The sequence below is a fragment of the Aminobacter carboxidus genome (assembly GCF_014863355.1).
Taxonomy (GTDB): Bacteria; Pseudomonadota; Alphaproteobacteria; order Rhizobiales; family Rhizobiaceae; genus Aminobacter; species Aminobacter carboxidus.
This window is the reverse complement of record NZ_JACZEP010000007.1, coordinates 29,401-55,188: the sequence shown is the minus strand read 5'-3', so window position 1 is coordinate 55,188 and position 25,788 is coordinate 29,401. Positions and strand designations below refer to the sequence as shown.

Sequence of the window (25,788 nt, the reverse complement as noted above, 5' to 3'; positions counted from 1 at the left end):
TCACCCCTGTTCCTGCAGCCGCCGGGCGATTGCCCGGTGCAGGTCGGGGGCTGCCGAGACAAGCGCCTGCGCCACTTCCGTCTGCGGGTGGTCAAGCACCTCGGATGTCTTGCCGCGCTCGACAATCCGGCCTTCATGCATGACCAGAACGTCGTCTGATATGGCGCGGGCAACAGTCAGGTCGTGGGTGATGAAGAGATAGGCGACGCCCAGCTTCTGGTTAAGCTCGGCGAACAGGTCGAGGATCTGCGCGCGGATCGAGACGTCAAGCGCCGAGACCGGCTCGTCCGCCACCACCAGCTTGGGCCGGGTGATGATGGCGCGCGCTATCGACAGGCGCTGGCGCTGGCCGCCGGAAAATTCATGCGGGTATTTTTCCATGTCCGAACGGCTGAGGCCGACTTCGTGCAGCGCGCGCCCGACCATGTCGCGGCGCTCCTTGCGGTCTGGCTTGCGTTCAAGAAGATGCAGTGGTTCGGCAACCAGTCGCTCTACGGTGTGGCGCGGATCGAACGAACCGTAGGGATCCTGGAACACGACCTGCATGTTGCGACGGGCACGTCGCATGGCGGTCTCGTCGGCGCGATTGATGTCCACACCGCGAAACTTGATGGTGCCGTCGGTGGGCGTGTCGAGCGCCAGGATCATCCGCGCGAGTGTCGACTTGCCGCAGCCGGAGCGGCCGACAAGCGCCACCGATGCGCCCGGTTTCATCTTGAGCGAGACGTCATCGACGGCGCGCACCGGCTCGGGCCTGGAGAACAGTGACCGCCGCCGGCCAGGATAGTCCCTGGTCAGGTTGGCGACGTCGAGCAGGGTGTCGGGTGCGGTTTCGTCGATATGAGGCCTGACGCGGGCCGGCACGTGCATCGAGGCCAGCGCCAGCTGGCGGGTGTAGGGATGCGTCGCCTCCGACAGCGTGCGCGCGGTGTCGCCACACTCCGTCACCATGCCCTGGCGTAGGATGGTGATCCGGTCGGCCATTTCGGTGACGACGGCCAGGTCGTGCGAGATGAACAGCAGGCTCATCCGGTTTTCGCGGACCAGTTCCTTGAGCAGGTCGAGGATCTGCGCCTGCAGCACGACATCGAGTGCGGTCGTCGGCTCGTCGGCGATCAGCAGTTTGGGCTTCAGCGCGCAGGCGATGGCGATGGCGACGCGCTGGCGCTGGCCGCCCGACAATTCGTGCGGATAGCGCGACAGCGGGAACTTCTGCTCCGGCAGGCCGACCCGGTCGAGGATTTTCCGCGCTTGCGCCTCAGCCTCGGCGCGGCTCGCCCTGGTGTGCCACCTGATGCCTTCGGCGACCTGCTCGCCGATCGTCTTGACCGGATTGAGCGCTGTCATCGGCTCCTGGAACACCATGCCGATGTCGTCGCCACGCAGCGCGCACATCTGGGCCTCGGTGGCAGAGAGAATGTCGATGCCGTCAAAGGTGACACGCCCCTCCATCTGCGTTGCCGCAGGCGTGAGGCGCATGACGGCAAGTGCCGTCATGGATTTTCCCGACCCGGATTCGCCGACGAGCCCCATCACCTCGCCGGGTTCGATGGCGAGGTCGATCTCCTTCAGCACCTGCGTCCGGCCGATCCTGAGCGACAGCTTTTCGATCTCGAGCAGGCTCATGGGCGGCGCCTCGACCGCGGATCGAAGATATCCGATATGCCGTCGCCGAGCAGGTTGAGCCCAAGCACCGTGATCAAGATGGCGCAGCCGGGGAACAACGCCAGCCATGGCGACACCATCATCAGCGTCTGGGCGTCGAACAGCATGCGGCCCCAGCTCGGCATCGGCGGTTGCGTGCCGAGCCCGACATAAGACAGGGCGGCCTCGGCCAGGATGCCAAGCGCGAACTGGATGGTGCCTTGCACCAGGAGCAGGTTGGCGATGTTGGGCAGGATGTGCTCGACGGTGATTCGGGTCTTGTTCTTGCCGGCAGCACGGGCGGCAAGGATGTATTCGCGCGGCCAGATCGACAGCGCGCCGGCACGCGCGACGCGGGCGAAGACCGGGATGTTGAAGATGCCGATGGCGATGATGGCGTTGATCGCGCTCGGTCCGAAAACGGCGGTGATCATGATCGCCGACAGCAATGCGGGAAAGGCGAAGACGAGATCGTTGAAGCGCATCAGCGCCTCGTCGACCCAGCCGCCACGCGCTGCCGCCCAGCAGCCGAGCGGCACGCCGATGCCCATGCCGATGACGACGGCGACCAGCGCCACAGCGATCGAGTTGCGTGCCCCGATCATGATCATCGACAGCACGTCGCGGCCGAAATGGTCGGTGCCGAACCAGTGCTCGGCGGAGGGTGGCTGCATGCGGTCGGCAACGACCAGCCTGGTGACGTCGAAGGGCGTCCAGAAGAACGAGACGGCCGCCATGGCAGCGACGACCAGGGTGATGACGAGGCCGATGACGAAGGAGCGGTTGCCGAACGCGCGGCCGACCAATTCGCCGAAACCTTCGCTTCGAGGTGTCGTTTCGTTCATTGCCGCGCTCTCAGGCGCGGATCGACAAGCGCATAGGAGAGATCGACGGCCAGATTGACCAGGACGACGGCGGCGACGAGCAGCATGACCACGCTTTCGACGACGATCAGGTCGCGCTGAGTGATTGCCTGGAAGACAAGGCGGCCCAGGCCTGGCAAGTAGAAGACGTTTTCGATGATGATCGTGCCGGCGAGCAGGAAGGCGAACTGCAGGCCCATGATGGTCAACACCGGGATCATGGCGTTGCGCAAGGCGTGCCGCCACATGACCGCGCGCATCGGCATGCCCTTGGCGCGGGCGGTGCGGATGTAGTCTTCGTTCAGCACCTCGATCAAGGCGGCGCGGGTGACGCGCGCGAGAATCGCGGCCTGCGGCAAGGCAAGGGCGAGAGCTGGCAGGATCAGCGCCTTGAGCGCGGGCCAGATGCCGTTGCCCCAGCCGGGAAAGCCGCCGGCCGGCACCAGCCGCAACCAGACGGCGAAAACATAGACGAGCAGCAGCGCGAACCAGAAATTGGGCATGGCGACACCGACCTGCGCCACGGCCATCGCCGCAGTGTCGCCTGCCTTGCCGCGCCGCGCGGCGGCGAACAGCCCGACAGGAATGGCAATCAGCGTCGACAAGGTCAGTGCGATCACGGCAAGCGGGAAGGAGACGACCAGCCGCTCCCTGATAAGGTCGATCACCGGCACCGAATAGGTGTAGGACTTGCCGAAATCGAGCTGGAGTAGGCCGCTGGCCCAGTCGAGATAGCGCAGGGCCAGCGGCTGGTTCAGCCCCATCTGCTCGCGCAGCAGTTCGACCTGCGCGTCGCTGGCGTTCATGCCCAACATCAGCCGCGCCGGATCGCCCGGCACGACTTCGAGCATCAGGAACACGACGAGCGAGGCGACGACGAGGGTCGCAATTCCGATCAACAGGCGTTTGAGCAGATAGATCGTCATCAAGCGCAAACTGCCCGAGAAAGTGCCGCTTCGAAAGCTCGCAAAGGTTGCGGGGAAGCGCAGTTCACAGAACTCTTGCGATGCTCCCAGAAATAGTGGCGACGAACTCCATCAGAGCACCCCGCATTGGCAGGCAACATGCCGCGCTCCCGCAGAGGCTAGGGGTGGCGCACCGCGACGGCGCGCCACCTTGTCGTCAATCGACCCATTTCACCTTGGTGAGGTCGTTGGCCTGGATGGGCGAGTTTTCCCACAGGCCTTCGACCTTGGCGTCCCAGATGCCGACCTTGGGCAGCTCGAACAGGAAGCCGTTGACGGCATCGTCGGCGAGGATCTTCTGCGCCTGCTTGTAGAGTTCGGTGCGCTTGGCCTCGTCGGAGGTCAGGTTGAGCTCGTCGATGACCTTGTTGAAGGCCGGGTTGTCGTAATTGAAGTAGTAGTCCTTGCGGGCATAGATATCGATGTCGTTGGGCTCGGTGTGCGAGACGATCGACAGGTCGTAGTCCTTGTCGGTGAACGCCTGCTTGAGCCAGTCGGCCCATTCGACCGGGATGATCTGCAGGTCGATGCCGATCTCGCGCATCTGGGAAGCGACGATCTCGCCACCCTGGCGGGCATAGCCGACGGGCGGCAGCTTGAGCGTCGCCTTGAAGCCGTCGGCGAGGCCCGCTTCCTTGAGCAGTTTCTTGGCCTTGGCGATGTCGTGCGGGTAGGTGCCGGTCAGGTCGACATAGGCTGCGTTATGTGGCGCGAAATGCGAGCCGATCGGCGTGCCAAGGCCACCGGTCGCGCCGTCGATCAGCGCCTTGCGGTCGAGCGCATGCGCGATCGCCTGGCGGACCTTGAGATTGTCGAAGGGTGGCTTCTTGTTGTTGGTCGAAAGCACCGTTTCGCCTTCTGTGGTGCCGATGACAACCTTGAAGCGCGGGTCGGCCTTGACCTGGGCAAGCGCGTCGCCAAGCGCGAAGTTGGGCAGGGCCTGCACGTCACCCGAAAGCAGGGCAGGGATGGCGGCCGCGGCATCCGGGATGATGCGGAACTCGGCTTTGTCGAGTGCCACTGGGTCGCCCCAATAGCCGTCGGTCTTGACCAGCGTGATCGATGAGCCCTTGGCCCAGTTCTGGAACTTGAACGGGCCGGTGCCGACAGGCTTTTCCTTGTTGGTGTCGGCACTTTCTGGCGCAACGATCACCGCGTCGCCCCAACCGAGATTGTAGAGGAACGAGCCAAGCGGGTTCTTGAGCGTTACCTTGACGGTGGTCGGATCGACGACCTCGACGGTGTCGACCGGCGCGAACAGACCCTTCTGTGCATTGACCGAGCTTTCGCCGCGGGCGCGGTCGAGCGAGAACTTGACGTCGGTGGCGTCGAAGTCGCTGCCGTCATGGAACTTCACACCGGAGCGCAGCTTGAAGGTATAGGTCTTGCCGTCATCGGAGATCGTCCAGCTCTCGGCCAGATCGGGCAGGACCTCGCCACGCGAGCCGATGCGGGTCAGGCCTTCAAAGACGTTGGCGTAGAACACTTCGTCGATGGCGGCGGCGGCACCCGCGGTCGGGTCGAGATGCGGCGGCTCCAGCGGCATACCAAGCACAAGATCGGTGCGGGCGGCCATAGCAGCGGTGCTGGATGCCAGCGCCAGCGCTGCGGCTGCCAGGATGGTTTTCCATTGCTTCATACTCAGATCTCCCCGCTTCGACTTCGACGGCCGGATAGAAGCGCGATTTTCCGGCCGAGTAAATCAAGTTTGTTGCAATTGCAGCGGTGCTGCCGAAATGAGTTTCCTCGCGCCGCTGACAAGCGTTGCTTGGCCTTTCAGCCGTTGAACTGGCCACGCAGCAAGATGTCGAGGCCGATTGCCATCACCTTCGCCGATTGCACCATGTCGTCGATGCCGACCCATTCGTCCGGCCGGTGGGCAAGGTCGAGGATACCCGGGCCATAGGCGATGCAATCGTACAAATGGCCGATGCGGGCGACATGCTTCTGGTCGTAGGTGCCGGGCGAGATGACATATTCCGGCTCCTTGTCGAAAATCTCGCGGATGCCCTGGGCAATCGCCGACGCCACCGGCGCGTCGCGCTCGGTCATCAGTGGCTGCACCTCCATGATGTCGCGGATCTCGTAGTCGAATTTCTTTCGCTCGCGCTTCAGGCGGTCGAGGATGCTGATGACTTCGCCTTTGACGTCGTCAATCTTTTCTTCCAGCAGGAAGCGGCGGTCGATGGTCAGCCGGCAGGAGTCGGGCACGTTGGGCGAGGGCAGGCCGGGGCGGAAATCGTCGGTCTGGCCGCCATGGATCGAGTTGATGTTCATGGTCGAGCGCCTGGCGCCTTCCGGCACTACCGGCATGCGCGTCGTCTTGCGGTCGAGCGCGGGAAACAGCTCTTGTTCGAAGGCTTCGAGCACGGCGCCCATGTGGCGCACGGCACAGTCGCCGAGGAACGGCATGGAGCCGTGCGCGATCTCGCCCTTGGTCTCGATCTCCGCCCACCACACGCCGCGATGGCCGAGGCAGATACGGTCCTTGTTGAGCGGCTCGGGAATGATGACATGGTCGACCCTGGGCCTGGAGAAATATCCCTTGCCGGCGAGGTAGGCGACGCCGCCGAATCCGCCCGATTCTTCATCGACGGTGCCTGATATCTCGATGGCGCCGGGAAAATCCGGGTTGACGTCCATGAACGCCTCGGCGGCAATGATCGATGCAGCCAAGCCGCCCTTCATGTCGCAGGCGCCACGACCATAGACGCGGCCATCCCTGATGACGCCGCCGAAGGGATCGACCGACCAGCCTTCGCCTGCCTCGACGACGTCGATGTGGGAATTGAAATGGACGGTAGGCCCCGCCGTGCGGCCGTCGAAACGGGCAATGACGTTGATGCGCGGATAGCGGTCGGTGTCGCCAGGCGTGCCCACAGCCCTGATGTATTCGACACCGAAGCCGCGCTTGGCGAGGCGATTGCCCAAATATTCCGCGCAAGGGCGATAGGCGTCGCCAGGCGGGTTGATGGTGGGAAAGCGGATCAGCTCCGCAGTGAGCTCCGCCATTTCGTCACGACGGTCGTCTATGGTCTTGAAAAGCTTGTCATACATGCGGTCGACGTGACTCATCTTTGACGGGATCTTTGACCAGTCTTGCGCATCCGCCAAGTCCTGTCGAGCACGCAGACTGCGTGTGCAAGCAGCCTGCGCAGATCGTTCCGCTCAGGGGCGGACGGCGGTGACTTCGATCTCGACCAGCCAGCCCGGGGCAACGAGGCCGGCGACCTGCATGACCGAGCGCGCCGGAAGGTTCGGCTGCTCCTTGGTGCCGAAGAACTTGGTGTAGCCCTCCATGAAGCCACCAAAATCCATCTTGCCACCCTTGTCGGGGTCGCCGACGAGGAAGACCTGCATCTTGACTACGTCGCCCATCTTCAGGCCGAGGCCGTCGAGGGTCTTTTCGATGGATTTCAGGACCGATTCCGTCTGCGTCTTGGTGTTGCCATAGGCGGCGAGGCTGCCGTTCTCGGCTTTTTCGTCGACGACGGAGGGAACGGCGCCGCTGACATAGACTGTCGTCTTACCGGCGGGCACTTCGACAGCCTGGGCGATGGGGAAGTCCGAATTCGGATTCTTGTGGCGCACGACGTCCTGGGCCATCGCGCTGCCGGTGAGGAAAAGGCCAGCCGCAAGCGTGGCGGCGCAAATCCGCAGTGTTGTCATGTCTTTCTCCTTTGCCGCATGAAGGGAAGCAGCCAGCAGGATCACCGGCTGCTTCGATCGCTAGAGCTGTGGTTCCAACCTGTTGGATTCGTGCATGATCGTCGGTCAACTTTGGCGATGATGTGTCAGCGCGAACCGGCGACGTCTTCGGCCGTCACGGCGTCCTTGTAGTCGTTGCCGAAATTGGTCCTGACATAATTGACCACGGCGGCCACCTGGTCGTCGCTCATCATGCTGCCGACCGGCGGCATGCCCTTGAGACCGTGCAGGATGACGTAGACAGGGTAGCCACCGGCCTCGAGGTTCACGTTCTTGGCCAGCGCCGGGTACTTGCCGGCGCCGACCGCGCCCTGGCCCTGGTCCATGTGGCAGGCCTGGCAGACGTTGGCGTAGAGTTCCTGGCCGGTCTTTTCGGAGAAGTTGTCACCGTCGCTGAAGGTTGCGCCTGCCGAGTCGGCGACGGCGGCACTGGCAGAAAGTGCAGAGAAAATGACGGCGGCGGCGAATGGGCCGATTGCGTGTTTCGATTGCTGGGTCATGTCGACATGCCTTGCGAAAACGAGGATTGAGGGATGAACGGTTCTGCCGTCATCCCGCGACGACGCGTTGATGCAGCCTTGTGATGGCATCGAGCGACGACAGGATCGCGCCTTCCATCCACGCCGGAATGTAGGATGCGTGCTCGCCGGCCAGCACGATGCGGCCGTCGATCTGGCAGAGATTGTCGTAGTGCTCCTTGCGCGCTTCCTCGGTCCAGTCGCCGGCGCAGCCCAGTGTGAAGGGCGAGCGGTGCCAGGCCATCGAGATGCCGTTCTCGAACTCGTCCTTGTATTGCGGGTGGATCTGCGAGCCGTACTCGACGGCACGCTTGACGCGTTCCTCCGGCGCCATCGAAGTGAACTCGTAGGAGTGTGGGCCGTTCCAAGTGTAGGCGCCGAGCAGAACGCCCTTGCCGTTGGTGTTGAAGCTGGTGCTCGGATAGGAGATCTGGGTGATCGGCAGGTCGGTATAGCTGACGCCGCCGAAGATCAGCTCATCCTGTTCCCAGAAGCGCCGCTTGAACTGCAGGCCAACCTTGACCGACGAGGCATAGGGCACTGCCTCGATTGCCGCCTGCATCGGGGCGCCGACATTGATCTCGATCTGGCTGAGGATGGTCAGCGGAATGGTGCAGATACACCAGTCGGCCTTTTCCTCGGCCATCGTGCCCGGTTTCTGTACGTCCTCGTAAGTGACGGTCACGCCCTTGTCGTCCTGATGGATCTTCGAGACCTTGGCGTTGTAGGTGATCAGGTCGCCGACTTCCTTGGTAAAGGCCTTGCCGATCATGTCGACGCCGCCGACTGGCTGGAACATTGTCGTCTGGAATTCGTAGAGCGCGAAATTGGCGAGGCTCCCCCACAGCCCTGAGCTCAGGATGTCGGTCAGTGCAATCGGATCGCTCGGCACCGGTGCCGCGCCGAGGCCACCGCCGGGATCCTTGGCAAAGCCGCGGAATTCCGAATTCGCGACGCTCTTGGTATAGGCATAGTCCTTGTCGAGCGCCCCCCAGGAGCGCAGAGCCTCGACCAGCATTTCCTGGTCCTGTTTGGTGACGCCGCCTTCGAGCTTGCCGGTGTGCGCCACCTTGGCGAGCAGTTCCGACACATGGCCCTGGAAATCGATCTTGATGTCGCGCACGCGCTGCGGCTTGCCGCCGAAGGCCTTGGACGAATGAAGGAAGGCGTTGTGGTTGATCTGCTGGAACGGCTCCAGCGTGACGCCGAGACGCCGGCAATAGGCGAGCAGCCCGTTGTGGTGATATGGAATTCGCCACGGGCCCGGATTGATGTAGAGACCTTCGTCGAATTCGCATTTCTGGGTCGCGCCGCCGAGTTCGGTGTAGGTGTCGCCGCCGCGCAGCGTCCAGTTACGGCCGCCCGATCTGTTGTTGTATTCGAGGATCTTGACCTTGTAGCCAGCCTGGCGGAGCTCGAGCGCTGCCGTCATACCGGCAAGACCGGCGCCCAGGATGAGCACGCTGGCGCCCTTCGGATCGCCTTCCAGCTTGACCGGTCCCTTGTAGCCTGACTCAACCGCGAGCCCGAGGCTGGTCATCGCCTGGTACATCGCCGCCGTGCCTGCCGTGAGGCCGATCAACGACAGCAGGTTTCGCCTGCTCATGCCGCTAAAATATTGGGATGGTTGCATTTTTGAGATCCTCCGGGCGACGGTCCGCTGTTGGCCGCACGTTATCCGGCTGGAGCATCTTGGAACGTGGCCCCAGCTGCACGGGGCAGCCTATGCCCATGTCGGGTCGAGTCAACTGGGCCAGAGGGTGCGGCGAGCGGCACTGGTTTGGGCCACCTGAAAGCCTGCCGATACTACCTCTGGTGGGTGTTTTGGTTGCGCACATCTTTCGCGTTCAATTTACGAACCGTACAGCTTTTTATGCTCCCATCTTCTGTGGGCAGGGAAAATACTGCCGGTTTGGGGAGTGTGCGAAGAATGTACAAGGCTCTCTTCATGGTCGCCGCATTGGGCTTTGCTGGCGTTCCAACTCAGGCACTTGCAGATGTTCTTGTCGCAAGGGTCAGTATCGCGACGCAGACGATGACCGTCAGCTTCGATGGTCGGGTCATCCACCAATGGCCGGTTTCGACGGCACGCAGGGGATATGTCACGCCACGCGGCAGCTGGCGGCCGAAGCGCCTGCACCGGATGTGGTACTCGCAGAAATACGACAACTCGCCGATGCCCTACTCGGTATTCTACAATGGCGGCTACGCCATCCACGGCACGGGTGCCGTGAGGCAACTGGGCCGCCCAGCATCGCACGGCTGTGTCCGGCTGCAGACGGCGAACGCCGCCAGATTCTACTCGCTGGTCAGGGAAGTGGGAGCGAGCAACACGCGCATTGTCGTCACCAACTAGCGCTCGGAGGCAGAAATATACGTATCATTTGCCGGGGTACTGGCATTTCTGTTGCAAAATTGCTTCATGCGGCGGCCAAAGTCCCTTGATGGGACGTTGATCAACGGCTCAGGAATTGCTGCCAATCAAGTTGGTGCTAATGTGCCGTCAGTTCGGTTTGGGGCGACGTGCCTGCGAAAAGGCCGGGGAGTGGGGGCTCCTCGGCTTTTTCATTTCTGGCGCGACTTTAGCCGCCTGATCTAAGTTCCTTTCAGGCCATAGACAAATTTTGCCGTAGAGAGCCATTTCAGGGCATTTCCTTTCAGCTGCCGCATCGGTAGGACTCTTGCTCAGGGAGTCCACCGGATGAAGTCAGAACCGCATGTAGCGCTTTCGGAACCTGTCTCCGACGAGGTCCGCAAGACCACCTGCTACATGTGCGCCTGCCGCTGCGGCATCGACGTTCATCTCAAGGATGGCAAGGTCCGCTACATCGAGGGCAACCGCGACCACCCGGTCAATCGCGGCGTGCTGTGCGCCAAGGGCTCGGCCGGCATCATGCAGCATTACGCTCCGGCGCGGCTGCGTGCGCCGCTGCTCAGGACCGGGCCGCGCGGCTTGGGCCAGTTCAAGGAGATTTCCTGGGACGAGGCCCTGGCGCTGGCGACCGGCTGGCTTGACGGGGTCAGGCAGGCCGATCCGAAGAAGCTGGCCTTCTTCACCGGGCGTGACCAGTCGCAATCGCTGACCGGCTTCTGGGCGCAGCAGTTCGGCACGCCCAACTACGCCGCCCATGGCGGCTTCTGCTCGGTCAACATGGCTGCCGCCGGCATCATGACCATCGGTGGCGCATTCTGGGAATTCGGCGCGCCCGACTGGGACCGGACCAAGCTGTTCGTGATGTTCGGCGTCGCCGAGGATCACGATTCCAACCCGCTCAAGATCGGCATTTCGAAGCTCAAGAAGCGCGGCGCGCGCTTCGTCTCGGTCAATCCGGTGCGCACCGGTTATTCGGCGGTTGCCGACAATTGGATCGGCATCCGGCCCGGTACCGATGGCCTGCTGATCCTCGCCGTCGTGCATGAATTGCTGAAGGCGCGAAAAATCGATGTCGACTACATCGTGCGCTATTCCAACGCGACCTGGCTGGTGATGGATGCGCCCGGAAGCGCCGACCACGGGCTTTTCGTGCGCGACGACAGCGGCAGACCGCAGGTCTTTGAATCCGTGACGGAGCATGTCGTGCCGCTGGGCACGAAAGGCGCAAGGGCAGCTTTGTCAGGCCGGGTGGAATTGCCGGACGGGCGGTTCGCGGTGCCGTCGTTCCAGCTTTTGGCCGAGAAATACCTCGATCCGCAATATGCGCCGGAAGCGGTGGCCCCGGAGACCGGCGTCTCTGCCGATGTCATTCGCGGCCTCGCCGCCGAGATCGCACGTGTCGCCTTCGACGAGGCGATCACGATCGACCAGTCCTGGACCGACATGAATGACGAACGCCACGAGGCATTCGTCGGACGGCCGGTGTCGTTCCACGCCATGCGCGGGCTTTCGGCGCATTCCAACGGCTTCCAGACGGCCCGCGCCCTGCACATGCTGCAGGTGCTGATCGGCGCTGTCGATTGCCCCGGTGCGTTCCGTTTCGAGCCGCCGTACCCCAAGCCGATCGAGGCGCATCCGACGCCGCACGGCAAGGCCGAGCATTTCGGCTCCAACAAGCCGCTGTCCGGCCCGCATCTCGGTTTCCCGCGCGGCCCGGAAGACCTGCTGATCGACGCCGACGGCAAGCCGATGCGCATCGACAAGGCGTTCTCCTGGGATGCGCCGATCTCGGCCCATGGGCTGATGCACATGGTGATCGCCAACGCGCATGCCGGCGACCCGTACCCGATCGACCTGATGTTCCTCTATATGGCCAACATGGCGTGGAACTCGTCGATGAACACGGCGGGCGTCATCAAGATGCTCGAGGACAAGGATCCTGAGACTGGCGAATACCGCATCCCGAAGATCATCTATTCGGACGCCTATTCCTCGGAGATGGTCGCCTATGCCGACCTGGTATTGCCCGACACGACCTATCTCGAGCGCCATGACTGCATTTCGCTGCTCGACCGGCCGATCTCCGAGCCCGACGCGGTGCAGGATGCCATCCGCTGGCCGGTGGTCGAACCCGATCGCGACGTGCGCGGCTTCCAGAGCGTCCTGATCGACCTTGGCGCCCGGCTCAAGCTGCCCGGTTTCGTCGACAGCCGCGGCAAGGCGCTTTATGCGGATTATGCCGACTACATCGTGCGCCACGAAAGGCGGCCGGGCATTGGGCCGCTCGCCGGATTCCGCGGCAGCAATGGCGACCGGGCAGGGCGCGGGGCGATCAATCCGGAACAGCTCAACCGCTACATCGAGAATGGCTCGTTCTTTTCGGCGCATATTCCACTCGAAGCGCAGTTCTTCAAGCACGCCAACAAGGCCTACCAGGATTTTGGCGTGCGCATGGGCTTCTTCGACGAACCGAAGCCGGTCATTTTCCAGCTCTACCAGGAGACGATGCAGAAATTCCGGCTCTCGGCCGAGGGTCTGCGCGAACCGGTGGCGCCCGAGACGCATCGCGAGCGCATCCTCGCCACCTTCGATCCGTTGCCGGTCTGGTATCGGCCGTTCGAGGAGGCGGCGGTCAGCCGCGAAGAGTACCCCTACCACGCCATCACCCAGCGGCCGGCAGCGATGTACCATTCCTGGGGCTCGATGAATGCCTGGCTGAGGCAGATCCACACAAGGAACCCGCTCTACGTGCCCGGCCCGATCTGCGACGAGATCGGGCTCGTCGACGGCGACTGGGTCTGGGTGATCTCGCACCATGGCCGCATCAAGGTCGAAGTAGCGCGGATGGAGGCGGTCAACTCGAGCACGATCTGGACTTGGAATGCGATCGGCAAGCGCGAGGGTGCCTGGGCGCTCGACAAGGATGCGCCCGAAGCCAAAAAAGGCTTCCTGATGAATCACTTGATCCACGAACTTCTACCACCCAAGGGCGACGGCATGCGCTGGTCGAACTCGGATCCGATTACCGGCCAGGCAGCCTGGTACGACCTCAGGGTGCGCATCGAGAAAGCCGAACGGGCCGAGGTCAGCGAGCCGCATTTTGCTGCCCTGGCGCAACCGGGTGGAGGGGGGCCGCATGTCGAAGAGCTCCGCTACGGCCAGGAGTGGGCGAAATGACCAGTCTGCCGTCGCTGCCGACACCCAAAAAGCTCGGCCTTGTCATCGACCTCGATGTCTGCGTCGGCTGCCATGCCTGTGTCATCAGCTGCAAGGAGTGGAATACCGGCGGCTATGGCGCGGCGTTGTCCGACCAGGACCCGTATGGGGCCGATGTCTCCGGCGCCTTCCTCAATCGCATTCACACATTCGAAGTTGTGCCGGAGGGCGGGCAGGTGATCGGCGAAGCGGGCGAAGCGCGGATCGTGCATTTCCCCAAGTCATGCCTGCATTGCGAGGACGCGCCGTGCGTCACCGTGTGCCCGACGGGTGCCTCCTACAAGCGTGCCGAAGACGGCATCGTTCTGGTCGACGAGAGCAAGTGTATCGGCTGTGGCCTCTGCGCCTGGTCTTGCGCTTATGGCGCGCGCGAAATGGATCTCGCCGCCGGCGTGATGAAGAAATGCACGCTGTGCATCGACCGTGTCTACAATGAGACACTGAGGGAAATCGACCGCGTGCCTTCGTGCGTGCGCACGTGCCCGGCCAACGCCCGGCATTACGGCGATCTCGCCGATCCCGGCTCCGACGTCTCGCGCATGGTTGCCGAGCGCGGCGGCTATGACCTGATGCCGGAGCAGGGCACGCGCCCGACCAACAAATACCTGCCGCCGCGTCCGCGCAAGCCGCTGGCCGCAAGTGCCGGTTCTGCCGTGCTCGCTGAAAACACTGAGGGCGCAAAGGGCTTCTTTGCCTGGCTCGACGGCATGCTGGACCGAATCTGAAACATGCATCCCGCATTCTCCATCATCTTGTTCACCACGCTTTCCGGGCTCGGCTACGGCCTGGCAGCGGTGCTCGGCCTTGGCCTGCTCGATGCCTCGACCCTGTCGGCCAAGCTTGCCCATGCGGGTGCGCTGGCGATGATCGCTGGCGGCCTGCTGTCGTCGACGTTGCATCTCGGCAATCCTCAGCGCGCATGGCGGGCGCTGTCGCAATGGCGCTCAAGCTGGCTGTCGCGCGAGGGCGTGATGGCGATCGCGACCTTCGTGCCGCTGACGGTTTCGGCATGGTTCGCTGTGATCGAGGGCCGATACCTTCCGGCTGCCGGACTGATCGGCGCGGTCATGTGTAGCATCACCGTCTACTGCACGGCGATGATCTATGCCTCGCTGCGCTCGATCCAGGCCTGGAACAGCGGGCTTACGCCGCTTTGCTACCTGTTGTTCGCCGCAGCCGGCGGTTTCCTGCTTGCATCGGTCGCCGGCTACTCTTCAAGTGCCGGCGGCACAATTTGCGCGGCCATCGCAATCGTGTTTGTCATGGCAGCGTGGGTCGCCAAGTACCAGTGGTGGCAGCGGCTGCGGACGCTGGCGCCGTTGTCGACGCCCGAGAGCGCCACCGGGCTCGGCAATATCGGCCATGTCAGGTTGTTCGAACGGCCGCATGTCAATGAAAACTACCTGACCCGCGAGATGGGGTTCAAGGTCGCGCGCAAGCACGCGCTCAAGCTGTCGGAACTGGCCATCCTTGTTGGCGGGCTGGCGCCCATCGCGCTGTTGCTGGCGGCGATCTTTGCCGGCGGCGCGGTCGCCCTACCGGCTGCGGCACTGGCCGCCTTGTTCTACGCGCTCGGTCTTGTCGTCGAGCGCTGGCTGTTCTTCGCCGAGGCCCGACACGCCGTCATGAACTACTACGGCGGATAAACCGTCAGGAATCGGCTGAAATCTTGCCTGCCTTGTTGACCTTGCGGCGCTTGCCCTCGGTCAAGCCCCAACGCTTGTGAAACCACATCCACTGGCCCGGGTCCTCGCGAATCCAGCGCTCGACGGTGTCATTGAGCATCTGGGTCGTCGCCTGGACATCGACCGCGCCGTCGTCGCGGCGCGGCAGCGTCAACTTCTCTTCGATCGTCAGCCTGTAGCGGCCGCCAGGCAGGCGGATGCAGTGGGCCGGGTAGACGTCGCAGTCATAGTGACGGGCCAGCATGGCGAGCACTGGGTTGGTCTCGCATTCGCGACCGAAGAAGGTCGTCCTGAGGCCGCGCTTAAATTTCTGGTCGACGAGTACGCCGACATTGCCGCCGCGGTCGAGAATGCCGGCGAGCGCAAAGGACGCGCCGCGCTGCGACGCCAGCAGGTCGCCCATGTTCGACGCACGTGTCGAGAAGATGTATTCCGCCAAATAGGGGTTGTTCGGCGGGCGGAACAGCGATGTGATTTTCATGCCGAAGGTGGCGGCGGCGATCGGCAGCAGCTCGAAATTGCCGAGATGGCCAGTGAAGACGATGTGCGGCCTGTCCTCGCTGGCGATTTTGAGGAAATGGTCGCGGCCGGTGACTTCGATGCGACCAGGCGTCGTCGCCTCCGGATCGTGGTCGAAAATCTGCTCGAGAAAGATGTATTCCGCGCCAAGCCGGCCCATATTGCCCCACATGTCGAGGGCGATGGCTTCGATTTCGGCTTCGCTTTTGTCCGGATAGGCGGCGCGCAGGTTGGAGAGCGCGACGCGGTGGCGGCCGAACCACGGTCCGACGGTGCGAGCGGCGCGATCGGCGAAGTTGAGCGCCTTGTCGACCGGCAGGAGGCGCAGCAGCTTGAGCGCCACCAGGGCGACCTGGGCCACCAGCCAGTAGTTCAGCATGCGTAGCCGCCCCATGATGCGCATCATCGTGGGGCTAGGGATCTTGCTGGCCTTCCTGCGGGGCAATTCGGGAAAATCCTCAGTCGATACGGAGGATGATCTTGCCGAACACGTCGCGACCTTCCATCCGCTTCAGCGCGGTGTCGATGGAGGTGAAGTCGACTTCGGTGTCGATGATCGGCTTGACCAGGCCGGCGGCCATCTTCTGCATGGCATCGGCCATGTTTTCCATGCGGCAGCCAAAGGAGCCGAGCAGCTTGAGCTGCTGCTGGAACAACATCATCAGGTTGATTTCGGTGGATACACCCGACGTCGAGCCGCAGGTGACGAGGCGGCCACCGCGCTTGAGGCTGAACATCGAACCGGCCCAGGTGTCCTTGCCGACATGCTCGAAGACCACGTCGACGCCCTTCTTCTTGGTCAGCTTGCGCACGACGCCTTCGAAGCGGTCCTCGCGATAGTTGATGACATGGTCGGCGCCGAGCGCCTTGGCCTTCTCGATCTTGTCGTTGGAGCCGACAGTGGTGATAACGGTGCAGCCCATCTTCTTGGCGAGCTGGATCGCGGCCGAGCCAATGCCAGAACCGCCGGCATGAATGAGAATGGTCTCGCCCGGCTCGAGCTTGGCGTTGTCGAACAGCATGTGCTCGACAGTGCCGAAGGTGACGGGGGCGACCGCAGCACCAATGGCGTCGACGCCGGGAGGGGCCGGCACCAGAAGGCGCGCCGGCAGGTTGATCTTTTCCTGGGCAAAGCCGTCGAGGTGGAAACCGTGCACGCCCGAGACGTGTTCGCACAAATTGTCACGGCCTTCGCGGCATGGGCGGCACAGGCCGCAGGTGCGGGCGCCATAGATCGAAACGAGCTGGCCAGGTGCAAGGCCGGTGACGCCGGGGCCGACTTCGTCGATCTCGCCTGAGGCTTCCGCACCGATGACCAGCGGCAGCTTGCGCTTGGCAAAGGCCATGCCGCGCCAACCCCATACGTCGATGTGGTTGAGCGCTACTGCCTTGATGCGCAGCGTGACTTCGCCAAGGCCGGGAGGGGGAGGCGGTACAATGTCCACCTGCTCGAGCCGGCGGTCCTCAACGAGCTGCAATGCGCGCATGATGTCGCTAAATCCTTGTCTCTGGGACGTGTAGGCGGTCGCTTAGACCGGTTCCCGCGCCATGACAAGGCAGGTGTTCTGGCCGCCGAAGCCGAAGGAGTTGGAAAGCACGGTGCGAACCTCGGCCTTCCGCATCACGTTGGGCACCACGTCGAGCTCGATCGAAGGATCGGGATTGTCGTAGTTGATGGTCGGCGGTATGACGCCTTCACGCATCGTCATCAACGAGAATGCGGCCTCGATGGCGCCGGCCGCAGACAGCGTGTGACCGATCATCGACTTGTTCGACGACACCGGGATCTTGCGGATGCGCTCACCGAACACCGTCGACAGCGACAGATGTTCCATCTTGTCATTTTCGGGCGTCGAGGTGCCATGGGCGTTGACGTAGTCGATCTCGTCTTCGGCGAGACCGGCGTCGGCAAGGGCTGCCTTGACCGCGGCGATCGCCGGCGAGCCGTCGGGCTTGGAGCGGGTGCGGTGGAAGTCGTCGGCTTTTTCGCCGCAGCCCCTGAGGATACCGAGCACCTCGGCGCCACGGGCAAGTGCGCTTTCGAGCGATTCGAGCACCAGGGCCGCCGAGCCTTCGGCGAGCACGAAGCCGTCGCGGTCCTTGGAGAACGGCTTGGAGGCTTTCTCCGGCACGTCGTTGTTGGTCGACAGTGCCGACAGCAGCGAGAATCTGATCAGCGCCTCGGCTGTCGCCGAACCGTCGGCGCCAACCGACAGCGCGCGGTCGCATTCGCCGCGACGAATGGCCTCGACGCCGAGCTGGATGGCGGTGGCGCCGGATGCGCAAGCGGTCGAGGTGGTGATCGGCAGGCCGCGTGTGCCGAACCGGTCGGCGAGGCGGTCGGCGATCGAACCGAACTGCGAAGTGTCGAACATGTCGAGCGAGTTCTGGCTGCGCGCCACCTTCAAAAGGCGCTCGGAGGCCGAGCCTTCATCATCACCGGCATAAAGCGTGAAGCGGTCGCGCCAGTCGAGTTCGACCGGCGGCGAGGCGAGGAACAGCGGTCCATCGAAATCGTCTGTTGCAAAACCGGCTTCCTCTACGGCTTCAAGGGCTGCCGTTTCGGCAAGCTCATAGGTCAGCGCGCTGGCGCCCTTGGTGCTCGAGGGCAGGTAGTCGACCATGCCGGAGATGCGGGTGTTGAGCAGATCGGTAGGGAAGCGGGTGATTGGATGGATGCCCGACTTGCCCGACGTCAGCGCTGCCCAGTTGTCTGCCTTGCCGACGCCAAGCGAGGTGACGACACCGATGCCGGTGACGGCGACGACGGGTCTGCCGAGATGATCCTTCAGATTGACCATGTTTTGTCCTGACACCCTTCAGCGCGGCGCGGAGACGAGCGCCATGCCTTCAAATTGGTGGTAGCCGATCGCCGTTGCGAGAACATTGCGCGGCTGGCCGGAGAAATCTCTTTCGCCCGCCTCGAAGGCCGGGTAGCCGGCGCCACGATCGACGGCCAATGCCGCCAGCGCCACCGCGAACGGAAATTGTGCTTCCTTCATGTGCCCGGTCAGCGACGAAAGGGCGCGGGCCGCGATCGCCGGATTGCCGTCCAGCGCGGATCTTTCGGCAGCCGTTGCGGCGTGCGCGCCCGAGGCGCCCGAAATGGCGAGCAGTTCGCCCTCCGGCAACTCGGCCTTGGCCAGCAGTTCGGCAATGTTGGCACTAAGGCCGCCATTGCGGCGCCGGGCGCGCCCGGAAAGCACCGGGCCAAGCTCGGCATAGATCTTCTGGCCACGTGCTTCGGCATGGTCACGCGATTCAAGCACCAGGAATGCACCGCCGGAACCGGTGACGACGCCGCCGCCTTCCGAGCCCTGGCGCTGCCAGACGGGCTTCCATGGGCCGCGATGCAGATAGCCAGCCAATTCGTAGCCGAGCAGCATGTCGGAATGTTCGGTCTGGAACGCGCCGCCGACCAGCACATGCGTCGACTGGCCAGAGCGGATGCGGGCTGCCGCCGTCTCGATGGCCGAAACGCCGGCACCTTCTTCGCCCATGAAGGTGCGCGAAGAGCCGGTGACCTTGTGGACGATGGAGATGTTGCCGGCGAGCAGGTTGGACAGCTGGGCCAGGAACAACGTCGGCCGCAGCTCCGTCGTCAGCTTCTCGTTGATCAACACGTCGCGGTCGGTGCGGTTTTCCGATGCCGCCAGAACGCCGGCGTCGACCGCCTCGTCGCGCTCGCCACCACCTGCCGCCACAACCATGTCCATGGTCGCGCTGAGCTCGTCATTGCCCTTGATGCCTGCGTCGTCCAGCGCCATGCCGGCCGTATAGGTGCCAAGCCGCTGCCAGGTCTCCATCTGGCGCTGGTCGCCGCGCTTGGCGATCTGCAGGCCCCAGTCGATCTCGGGAAGCGGATGGATGGCATAGGGCTGGAAGCGTTCGGCGTCGATCACCGGGGCGGTGCCCGCTGTTGTCAGCTTGTCCCAGTGGGCTGCACCGCCTTCTCCCAGCGAGGAGACGAGGCCGATGCCTGTGATGACGACGTCGCGATTGGCCATAGGTGGCTTCAGCGTGCTCAGGCGTTCTTCGCAGCGACGAGCGCGTCGATCTTGGCGCAGAGGTTCTTCATGACGAAGTACTCGTCGGTCGAAGCCTTGCCGTCGTTGACTTCCTGCGTCCACTTCTCGAGCGGCACCTTGATGCCGAATTCCTTGTCGATCGCAAAGACGATGTCGAGGAAGTCGAGGCTGTCGATTCCCAGATCGTCGATGGTGTGGCTTTCCGGCGTGATGGTGTCGATGTCGATCTCGCTGGTCTCGGCAATGATCTTGGCGACTTTGTCGAAGGTCGTGGACACGGTTTTTCCTTTGGTGAGGGCGATCATGAACCCGGGACAGATTCTACGCGCATAGTTTTGAGGGGCTGTCTAATCGGTTTTTCCGGACAGGAAAAGGCCAAATCCTGCGCCTTCGTCAAGGCGTGCGGCCCGGAACGCAAGGGAAGGCAGGCCGCCCGGAGTTCTAAAAGACGATGCGGCCAAGCACATGCAGCTTTTCTCCTTGCAGGCCCACGATCAGCGCTTCGCCTTCGCGTGCGGCGGCGCCGGTCAGCGCCTGGATGTTCTCGATATGGGTGACAAGCACGATGTTGTCGGAGCCGGAATAGTTGCGGATGATCTCCATGACGGCAGCGACATCGGCCTCGCGGGTCGCATCCGTCGGCTTGTCGAGTGCTGCGGTCGGCTCGAGAATCCGTTCACCGAATGCAAGACGCGCAGTTTCCAGCGTCCGGCAAAAGCGGCTGGCCAGCACGCGCTCGACAGGGGCGGCGCGGGCGGCGAACAGCGCCCCGATCTTGCGCGCCTGCTGGCGGCCGCGATCGGACAGGTTGAGCTGGGTCGCGCATTTGTCGATGTCGAAGCTGGGCGGCTCGACCGTGCCGGTGGTCATGGCATTGCGAAGCAGCACGACGTGGCCGCCATTGCGCAGCAGCGCCCAGCCGGCTTCCGTGGCTTGAGCGGGCAGGGCGCCGAGCAACAGCATGATCGCAATGGTAATTCTGAGCATGAATGATCCCGAACAGGCGATGCGGATATAGGGAGGCCAAAGTGGAATGAAAGGCAAGGCGAGGCCAAATGCTGTTCGCCGACTTCCAATCTCGTGTCGTGACTTGATCGAACGTGACCGCGGGGCAATGCTCGGCAAAGCCGATTCCCCACCTGCCGAGCGCCGATGTCACCTCTCGTAGAAACCGTGCTCTTCGTTTTCGGCCTCGTGGCCCTGGGTTATCTCGCGGGCGCGACCGGCTACTTGCGCAGCGAAACCGGGGATGCCCTTTCCGAGTTCGCCATCGGCGTGGCGCTGCCGCTGCTGCTGTTCCGGACCATGATCGGCGCCGATTTTCATGGTTCAGCCCCCTGGTCGCTATGGGCGACCTATTTCATTGCCGTAACGGTCGCCTGGACTGCGGGACATCTGGTGACGACCCGCATTTTCGGCCGTGACGGTCAGGCCGGCGTGGTCGGCGGCGTGTCCTCGGCTTTTTCCAATCTCGTGCTGCTCGGCATTCCTTTCATGCTCGGCGTCTTCGGACAGGAGGGGTTCGAACTCCTGTCGCTGATCGTCTCGGTGCATCTGCCAACCATGATGATGGCGTCGATCATCTTGTTCGAGATGTTCGGACCGAGACGCAGCGAACCTCTGCATCCGCTTGTCATCATTCGCGATTTTCTGCGCAAGATACTCACCAATCCGCTGATCATCGGAATCCTGGCCGGACTTGCCTGGAGGGCGACCGGGGTGGCCTTGCCTAGCCTTGCCACGCGCTTCGTCGATGCGCTGGCCAACATCGCCGGGCCGGTCGCGCTGTTTGCTATGGGCCTCGGGCTCAGAAAGTTCGGCATATCGGGCAACATCAAGCCGGCATTGGCGCTGTCGGTGCTCAAGCTGATGCTGATGCCGGCCGTGGCATTGCTGTTTGCCTGGTTGTTCGGGCTGCCGCCCTTGTCGGCGAAGGTGGCAGTGGCAGCAGCCAGCCTGCCGTCGGGCGTCAATTCCTATCTCATTGCCACCCAGTTCGGCACCGGCCAGGCGCTGGCCTCCAACCAGATGACAATCGCCACCGCCTGCGCTGTTGTCACGACCGCGTTCTGGCTGACCATCGCGACAATGGTGTTTGGCTAACTTGGTTGTTTGGCTAACTTGGGTATTCCGTTAGGTGGGGTGCCCGGCTACGTGCGTTCGGCCAGGCGGCGTATTCGGTTAGGCTGGACCAACGTATCTGTGCCATAATGCGGTTGATCGCCGACCCGGCGGCAGGCTACTAAATTGCCAGGCGCTTCGGGCTGCAACCTGTCCCGAAAGGGCGCTTTTCGAAGATTTTCAGAGTAAGCCTGCGTCGCAACCGACGCCATTTCAGGAGGTGAAGCCATGCTTCAGAAAACAAGTCATTTCATGCGGCAGGCCAATCTCATCAACGGCGAATGGGTGCAGGCCGATTCCGGCAAGACCATCGACGTCACCAACCCCGCGACGGGTCTGAAGATCGGCACCGTGCCGCGTTCGGGCGCGGCCGAGACCCGCCGCGCCATCGAAGCCGCAAACGAGGCTTTCAAGACCTACCGCAAGACCTCGGCGCTCGAGCGCTCGAAGCTGCTGCGCAAGCTGCATGACGCGATCATGGACAACCAGGACGCGCTGGCCGAACTCTTGACCATCGAACAGGGCAAGTCGCTGACCGAGTCCAAGGGTGAGATCGGCTCGTCGGCGGCCTATGTCTTGTGGTTCGCCGAGGAGGCGCGCCGCACCTATGGCGATGTCGTGCCTTCGCCCTGGGCTGACCGTCGCATCCTCGTCAACAAGGAGCCGGTCGGCGTCATCGCCGCCATCACGCCGTGGAACTTCCCGTCGTCGATGCTGTCGCGCAAGCTCGGGCCAGCGCTGGCCGCCGGCTGCACGGCCGTGGTCAAACCGGCATCGCAGACGCCTTATTCGGGCCTGGCCTGGGGCGCTCTGTGCGAGGAAGTCGGCTTCCCCAAGGGCGTGGTCAACGTGCTGACCGGCTCGGCCGGCGAGATCGGCGACGAGATCTGCGCCAACCCGCTGGTCAAGAAGATCACCTTCACCGGCTCGACCGAGGTCGGCAAGATGCTGATCGCCAAGTCGGCTTCCACGGTCAAGAAGGTCTCGATGGAACTCGGCGGCAACGCACCGTTCCTCGTCTTCGACGACGCCGACATCGATCGTGCCGTCGAGGGCGCGATCACCGCGAAGTTCCGCAATTCCGGCCAGACCTGCGTCTGCACCAACCGCTTCTTTGCCCAGGCCGGCATCTACGACAGGTTTGTGGCCAAGCTGGCCGAGGCGTCGAACAAGCTCAAGGTCGGTTCCGGCCTCGACGCCGGCGTGCAGCAGGGCCCGCTGATCGACGACAAGGCCGTCGAAAAGGTCGAGGAATTCATCGCCGACGCCACCGCAAAGGGCGGCAAGGTGGTTGCCGGCGGCAAGCGCCACGCGCTGGGCGGTTCGTTCTTCGAGCCGACGGTCATTTCAGGCGCCACGCCCGACATGATGTTCATGAAAGACGAAATCTTCGGACCAGTCGCTCCGGTGTTCAAATTCGAGACGGAAGAGGAGGCGATTGCGCTCGCCAACGACACCGAGTTCGGCCTCGCCAGCTATTTCTATACCGGCAACCTCGGCCGCGCGTTCCGGGTCATGGAAGGCCTGAAATACGGCATGGTCGGCGTCAATGAAGGGCTGATCACCACGCCGGAAGCGCCGTTCGGCGGTGTCAAGGAATCCGGCCTCGGCCGCGAAGGCGGGCATCAGGGAATCGAGGACTATCTCGATACCAAATATGTCTGCATCGGCGGGCTGGGGCTCTAAGGCGCTACAGCGCCCCTGATTTTGAACGAACGCGTGGTCCGCAGGGGTCGCGCGTTTATTCTTGTTCTTTGACAGGAAGAATCCGAAAGCCGACGTAACTTGCTGCAATTGTTATGTTCAGGTCGCTCGGCCCCCGCGTCGCCTGTCGAATAGCCAAGTGCTTGAGAACCGGCCATCTTGCGGATGCCGCGAATCTGTTGGTGCAAGGAAGGCGCGTTGTCAGCAAAACGTTCTCGGCGGGCGGGAGGAACTGGAATGACTTCAGCGTGGCGTATGATCGTCGGAGCGTTCGGGCTGGTTGCCCTGGCAATCGGCTTTCTTTCGATCGTCTTCCTGACGGCACCTGCCGCTCCGGGGCCTGATCTTGCGCGCTCCAAGAATTCGGCCAAGGGCCTCTATTCGGTTGCAATCGCCCCCGAGGCGACCGAGCCGAAACAGGGCGAACTGCATGCCTGGGTGGTGACGGTGAAGACGCGGCAAGGCGCGCCCGTCGAGGGTGCCGCGATCGCCATAGGCGGCGGCATGCCCGAACATGCGCATGGCCTGCCGACCAGCCCCGAGGCGACTGCCTATCTCGGCGACGGACGTTACCGCATCGAAGGCATGAAGTTTTCCATGACCGGCTGGTGGCAGCTCAAACTCGGCATCACCGCACGTGCCGGCGCTGATGAGGCCACCTTCAACCTGGTGCTGTGAAGCGATGGCACGCAGCCTCCTCACCAAGCTGATTGCGACCGCGGTGATTGCGGTGGTCGCGGGCTGCAGCGACACTGATTTCACCGATGCGGAGAAGCGCACCATCGCATCGATGTCGCTGGCAGCACTTGCGCCGTTGCCGTCGGATCCGACCAATCGTTTTGCCGACGACCCTGGCGCTGCGGCACTTGGCGCCACGCTGTTTTTCGACACCGGCATGAGCCGTGACGGCAATGTCGCCTGCGGCACCTGCCACAAGATCGACCGGCAGTTTCAGGACGATCTGCCTCGCGGCATAGGCGTCGGCGAGACCAACAGGCGGACAATGCCCCTGGCTGGCGTGGCGCGCGATCCCTTTTTCTTCTGGGACGGCAGGCGCGACAGCCTGTGGTCGCAGGCGATGGTGCCGCTGGAAAATGTGCTCGAACATGCCGGCACGCGTACCGCCTATGCGCACTACCTCAAGCGCCGCTTCGGCGAGCGCTACGAGCGTATTTTCCGGCCACTGCCCGACCTGTCGGTGCTTCCGGCAAGTGCCGGGCCGTACGGAACACCTACCGAAATGGCTGCCTGGGCTGCGATGACCGATGCGCAGCGCGATGGCGTCGACCGCATCTTTTCCGACATCGGCAAGGCAATCGCCGCCTTCGAGCGCTCGCTGGTCCACGGCAAGACCCGCTTCGACCGTTTCGCCGAGCCGCTGGCGCAGGGTCGGACGCCAGCCGCCGATGACGAACTGTCCGCGGAGGAACGGCAGGGCCTCAGGCTTTTCATCGGCAAGGCGAATTGTTCAACCTGCCACACCGGCCCGCGCTTCACCGACAATCATTTCCACAACACCGGTGTGCCACAGGTTGCCGGACTGCCGCCGGACCGCGGACGGATTGCCGTGGTTGGCGAGGTTCTGGCCGATCCGTTCAATTGCCTCGGGAAATTCCGTGATGGCGGAGAGGAGGCGTGCGGCGAACTACGCTTCATGCAGAAGAGCTCGCCCGAACTGGTCCGGGCCTACAAGACGCCGTCGCTGCGCAATGTAGCCGGACGCCCGCCTTACATGCACGCAGGCCAGTTTGCGTCGCTGGAACAGGTCGTCGAGCACTACGCGTCGGCACCCAAATCCGTCGAGGGCGAAACGGAGATCCATCCGGTGGCGCTTTCGGAGCGCGAAAAGGCAGCGCTTGTGGCTTTCCTGAAGACGCTGTCGGACTAGTCAGCGGTCCTTCACCGTTTCCATGGCCACGAAAGTCGAGGTCTGGGCGACATGGGGCAGAGCGGAAATGCGTTCGCCGAGCACACGTCGGTAGGCGGCGATGTCCCTCGTCCGCACTTTCAGCAGGTAATCGAAGCTTGCCGCCATCATGTGGCACTGCTCGATCTCACGTACGGCGCGGACAGCGCGGTTGAAATCGTCCAGCGCCGCCGAGCGGGTATCCGACAGCTTGACCTGGACGAAGGCGACGTGGCCTTCGCCCATACGTTCGCTGTCGATAATCGCCTGATAGCCCTTGATGAAGCCGTCTTTTTCCAGTCGCTTGACCCGCGCCTGCACGGGGGTCTTGGAAAGTCCGACTTTTGTGGCAAGCTCAGCCATGGACAGGCGGCCATCGCGCGACAGGGCGAACATGATATTGCGGTCAATGCGGTCCAATTGGTCTTCAGTCATATCATTTGTAGCCCATATCGTCGTACAGACACATAAATCGTAGATCATTTGGTCTTTCCAGTCGATGTCTTTGGACCGGCCTGAAAATGGGCGCTATGCTAG

23 protein-coding genes are annotated in these 25,788 nt (G+C 63.2%); 8 read left to right on the top strand and 15 right to left on the bottom strand.

What is annotated here, in order from left to right; genetic code table 11:
- From IHE39_RS20630 to IHE39_RS20595, 8 genes are all read right to left on the bottom strand, one after another.
- Complete coding sequence (locus IHE39_RS20630; protein WP_192567803.1) at positions 1 to 1,626, bottom strand: ABC transporter ATP-binding protein; 1,626 nt, start codon at positions 1,624 to 1,626, stop codon at positions 1 to 3.
- A complete protein-coding gene (locus IHE39_RS20625) occupies positions 1,623 to 2,489 on the bottom strand; it encodes an ABC transporter permease (RefSeq protein ID WP_192567802.1) in 867 nt (288 codons plus the stop codon). The genes IHE39_RS20630 and IHE39_RS20625 overlap by 4 nt, the downstream gene beginning before the upstream one ends.
- Positions 2,486 to 3,433: an ABC transporter permease gene (locus tag IHE39_RS20620; protein WP_192567801.1), complete on the bottom strand. Its 948-nt coding sequence runs from the start codon at positions 3,431 to 3,433 to the stop codon at positions 2,486 to 2,488. Before IHE39_RS20620 ends, IHE39_RS20625 begins: the two co-directional genes overlap by 4 nt.
- 196 nt (positions 3,434 to 3,629) lie before the next feature.
- On the bottom strand, positions 3,630 to 5,111 hold the full coding sequence (locus IHE39_RS20615) for an ABC transporter substrate-binding protein (RefSeq protein WP_192567800.1): 1,482 nt from the start codon (positions 5,109 to 5,111) through the stop codon (positions 3,630 to 3,632).
- Between the two features lie 137 nt (positions 5,112 to 5,248).
- Entirely contained in the window at positions 5,249 to 6,529 is a 1,281-nt protein-coding gene (locus IHE39_RS20610) for an acetylornithine deacetylase/succinyl-diaminopimelate desuccinylase family protein (protein WP_192567971.1), read from the bottom strand.
- 111 nt (positions 6,530 to 6,640) lie between these two features.
- Positions 6,641 to 7,141: a RidA family protein gene (locus IHE39_RS20605; protein WP_192567799.1), complete on the bottom strand. Its 501-nt coding sequence runs from the start codon at positions 7,139 to 7,141 to the stop codon at positions 6,641 to 6,643.
- A 125-nt stretch (positions 7,142 to 7,266) separates the two neighbouring features.
- Positions 7,267 to 7,680: a c-type cytochrome gene (locus IHE39_RS20600; protein WP_192567798.1), complete on the bottom strand. Its 414-nt coding sequence runs from the start codon at positions 7,678 to 7,680 to the stop codon at positions 7,267 to 7,269.
- A gap of 49 nt (positions 7,681 to 7,729) precedes the next feature.
- Positions 7,730 to 9,331 (bottom strand): flavin monoamine oxidase family protein, encoded by a 1,602-nt coding sequence (locus IHE39_RS20595; RefSeq protein WP_246470521.1) that lies wholly within the window; start codon positions 9,329 to 9,331, stop codon positions 7,730 to 7,732.
- A 297-nt stretch (positions 9,332 to 9,628) separates the two neighbouring features.
- Here IHE39_RS20595 and IHE39_RS20590 point away from each other — a divergent pair, with 297 nt between their 5' ends.
- The 4 genes from IHE39_RS20590 (at position 9,629) to IHE39_RS20575 (ending at position 14,934) form a co-directional block, all read left to right on the top strand.
- Positions 9,629 to 10,054 carry a L,D-transpeptidase gene (locus tag IHE39_RS20590; protein ID WP_184767362.1) on the top strand — a complete coding sequence of 142 codons (426 nt, stop codon included), beginning with the start codon at positions 9,629 to 9,631 and terminating at the stop codon, positions 10,052 to 10,054.
- A gap of 345 nt (positions 10,055 to 10,399) precedes the next feature.
- Entirely contained in the window at positions 10,400 to 13,249 is a 2,850-nt protein-coding gene (locus tag IHE39_RS20585; RefSeq protein ID WP_192567797.1) for a molybdopterin oxidoreductase family protein, read from the top strand.
- Entirely contained in the window at positions 13,246 to 14,013 is a 768-nt protein-coding gene (locus IHE39_RS20580; protein ID WP_192567796.1) for a 4Fe-4S dicluster domain-containing protein, read from the top strand. The genes IHE39_RS20585 and IHE39_RS20580 overlap by 4 nt, the downstream gene beginning before the upstream one ends.
- A gap of 3 nt (positions 14,014 to 14,016) precedes the next feature.
- A complete protein-coding gene (locus IHE39_RS20575; RefSeq protein ID WP_192567795.1) occupies positions 14,017 to 14,934 on the top strand; it encodes a dimethyl sulfoxide reductase anchor subunit family protein in 918 nt (305 codons plus the stop codon).
- A gap of 4 nt (positions 14,935 to 14,938) precedes the next feature.
- Here the strand turns inward: IHE39_RS20575 and IHE39_RS20570 are convergent, their stop codons facing one another.
- From IHE39_RS20570 to IHE39_RS20545, 6 genes are all read right to left on the bottom strand, one after another.
- A complete protein-coding gene (locus IHE39_RS20570; RefSeq protein ID WP_192567970.1) occupies positions 14,939 to 15,898 on the bottom strand; it encodes a lipid A biosynthesis lauroyl acyltransferase in 960 nt (319 codons plus the stop codon).
- A 52-nt stretch (positions 15,899 to 15,950) separates the two neighbouring features.
- On the bottom strand, positions 15,951 to 16,979 hold the full coding sequence (locus IHE39_RS20565) for a zinc-binding dehydrogenase (protein WP_192567794.1): 1,029 nt from the start codon (positions 16,977 to 16,979) through the stop codon (positions 15,951 to 15,953).
- Between the two features lie 42 nt (positions 16,980 to 17,021).
- Positions 17,022 to 18,293, bottom strand: a complete 1,272-nt coding sequence (locus IHE39_RS20560) for a beta-ketoacyl-ACP synthase (protein ID WP_192567793.1) — start codon at positions 18,291 to 18,293, stop codon at positions 17,022 to 17,024.
- A gap of 18 nt (positions 18,294 to 18,311) precedes the next feature.
- Positions 18,312 to 19,499, bottom strand: coding sequence for a beta-ketoacyl-ACP synthase (locus IHE39_RS20555; RefSeq protein WP_184767368.1), 1,188 nt, complete (start codon positions 19,497 to 19,499; stop codon positions 18,312 to 18,314).
- A gap of 17 nt (positions 19,500 to 19,516) precedes the next feature.
- Positions 19,517 to 19,825, bottom strand: a complete 309-nt coding sequence (locus tag IHE39_RS20550) for an acyl carrier protein (RefSeq protein WP_154383938.1) — start codon at positions 19,823 to 19,825, stop codon at positions 19,517 to 19,519.
- Between the two features lie 136 nt (positions 19,826 to 19,961).
- On the bottom strand, positions 19,962 to 20,507 hold the full coding sequence (locus tag IHE39_RS20545) for a histidine phosphatase family protein (RefSeq protein ID WP_192567792.1): 546 nt from the start codon (positions 20,505 to 20,507) through the stop codon (positions 19,962 to 19,964).
- 165 nt (positions 20,508 to 20,672) lie between these two features.
- Between IHE39_RS20545 and IHE39_RS20540 the strand changes: the two genes are divergently transcribed.
- The 4 genes from IHE39_RS20540 to IHE39_RS20525 all read left to right on the top strand — a co-directional run bounded on the left by IHE39_RS20540 (position 20,673) and on the right by IHE39_RS20525 (position 25,233).
- A complete protein-coding gene (locus IHE39_RS20540) occupies positions 20,673 to 21,623 on the top strand; it encodes an AEC family transporter (RefSeq protein ID WP_192567791.1) in 951 nt (316 codons plus the stop codon).
- Between the two features lie 246 nt (positions 21,624 to 21,869).
- Entirely contained in the window at positions 21,870 to 23,327 is a 1,458-nt protein-coding gene (locus IHE39_RS20535; protein ID WP_184767371.1) for an NAD-dependent succinate-semialdehyde dehydrogenase, read from the top strand.
- Between the two features lie 255 nt (positions 23,328 to 23,582).
- The gene (locus IHE39_RS20530; protein ID WP_184767372.1) at positions 23,583 to 24,023 is read left to right on the top strand and encodes a FixH family protein; all 441 of its coding nucleotides are present in this window, start codon (positions 23,583 to 23,585) and stop codon (positions 24,021 to 24,023) included.
- A gap of 4 nt (positions 24,024 to 24,027) precedes the next feature.
- Positions 24,028 to 25,233, top strand: coding sequence for a cytochrome-c peroxidase (locus IHE39_RS20525; RefSeq protein ID WP_192567790.1), 1,206 nt, complete (start codon positions 24,028 to 24,030; stop codon positions 25,231 to 25,233).
- Here IHE39_RS20525 and IHE39_RS20520 read toward each other — a convergent pair whose 3' ends face one another.
- On the bottom strand, positions 25,234 to 25,686 hold the full coding sequence (locus IHE39_RS20520; protein WP_192567969.1) for an Lrp/AsnC ligand binding domain-containing protein: 453 nt from the start codon (positions 25,684 to 25,686) through the stop codon (positions 25,234 to 25,236).
- Positions 25,687 to 25,788: the final 102 nt, after the last annotated feature.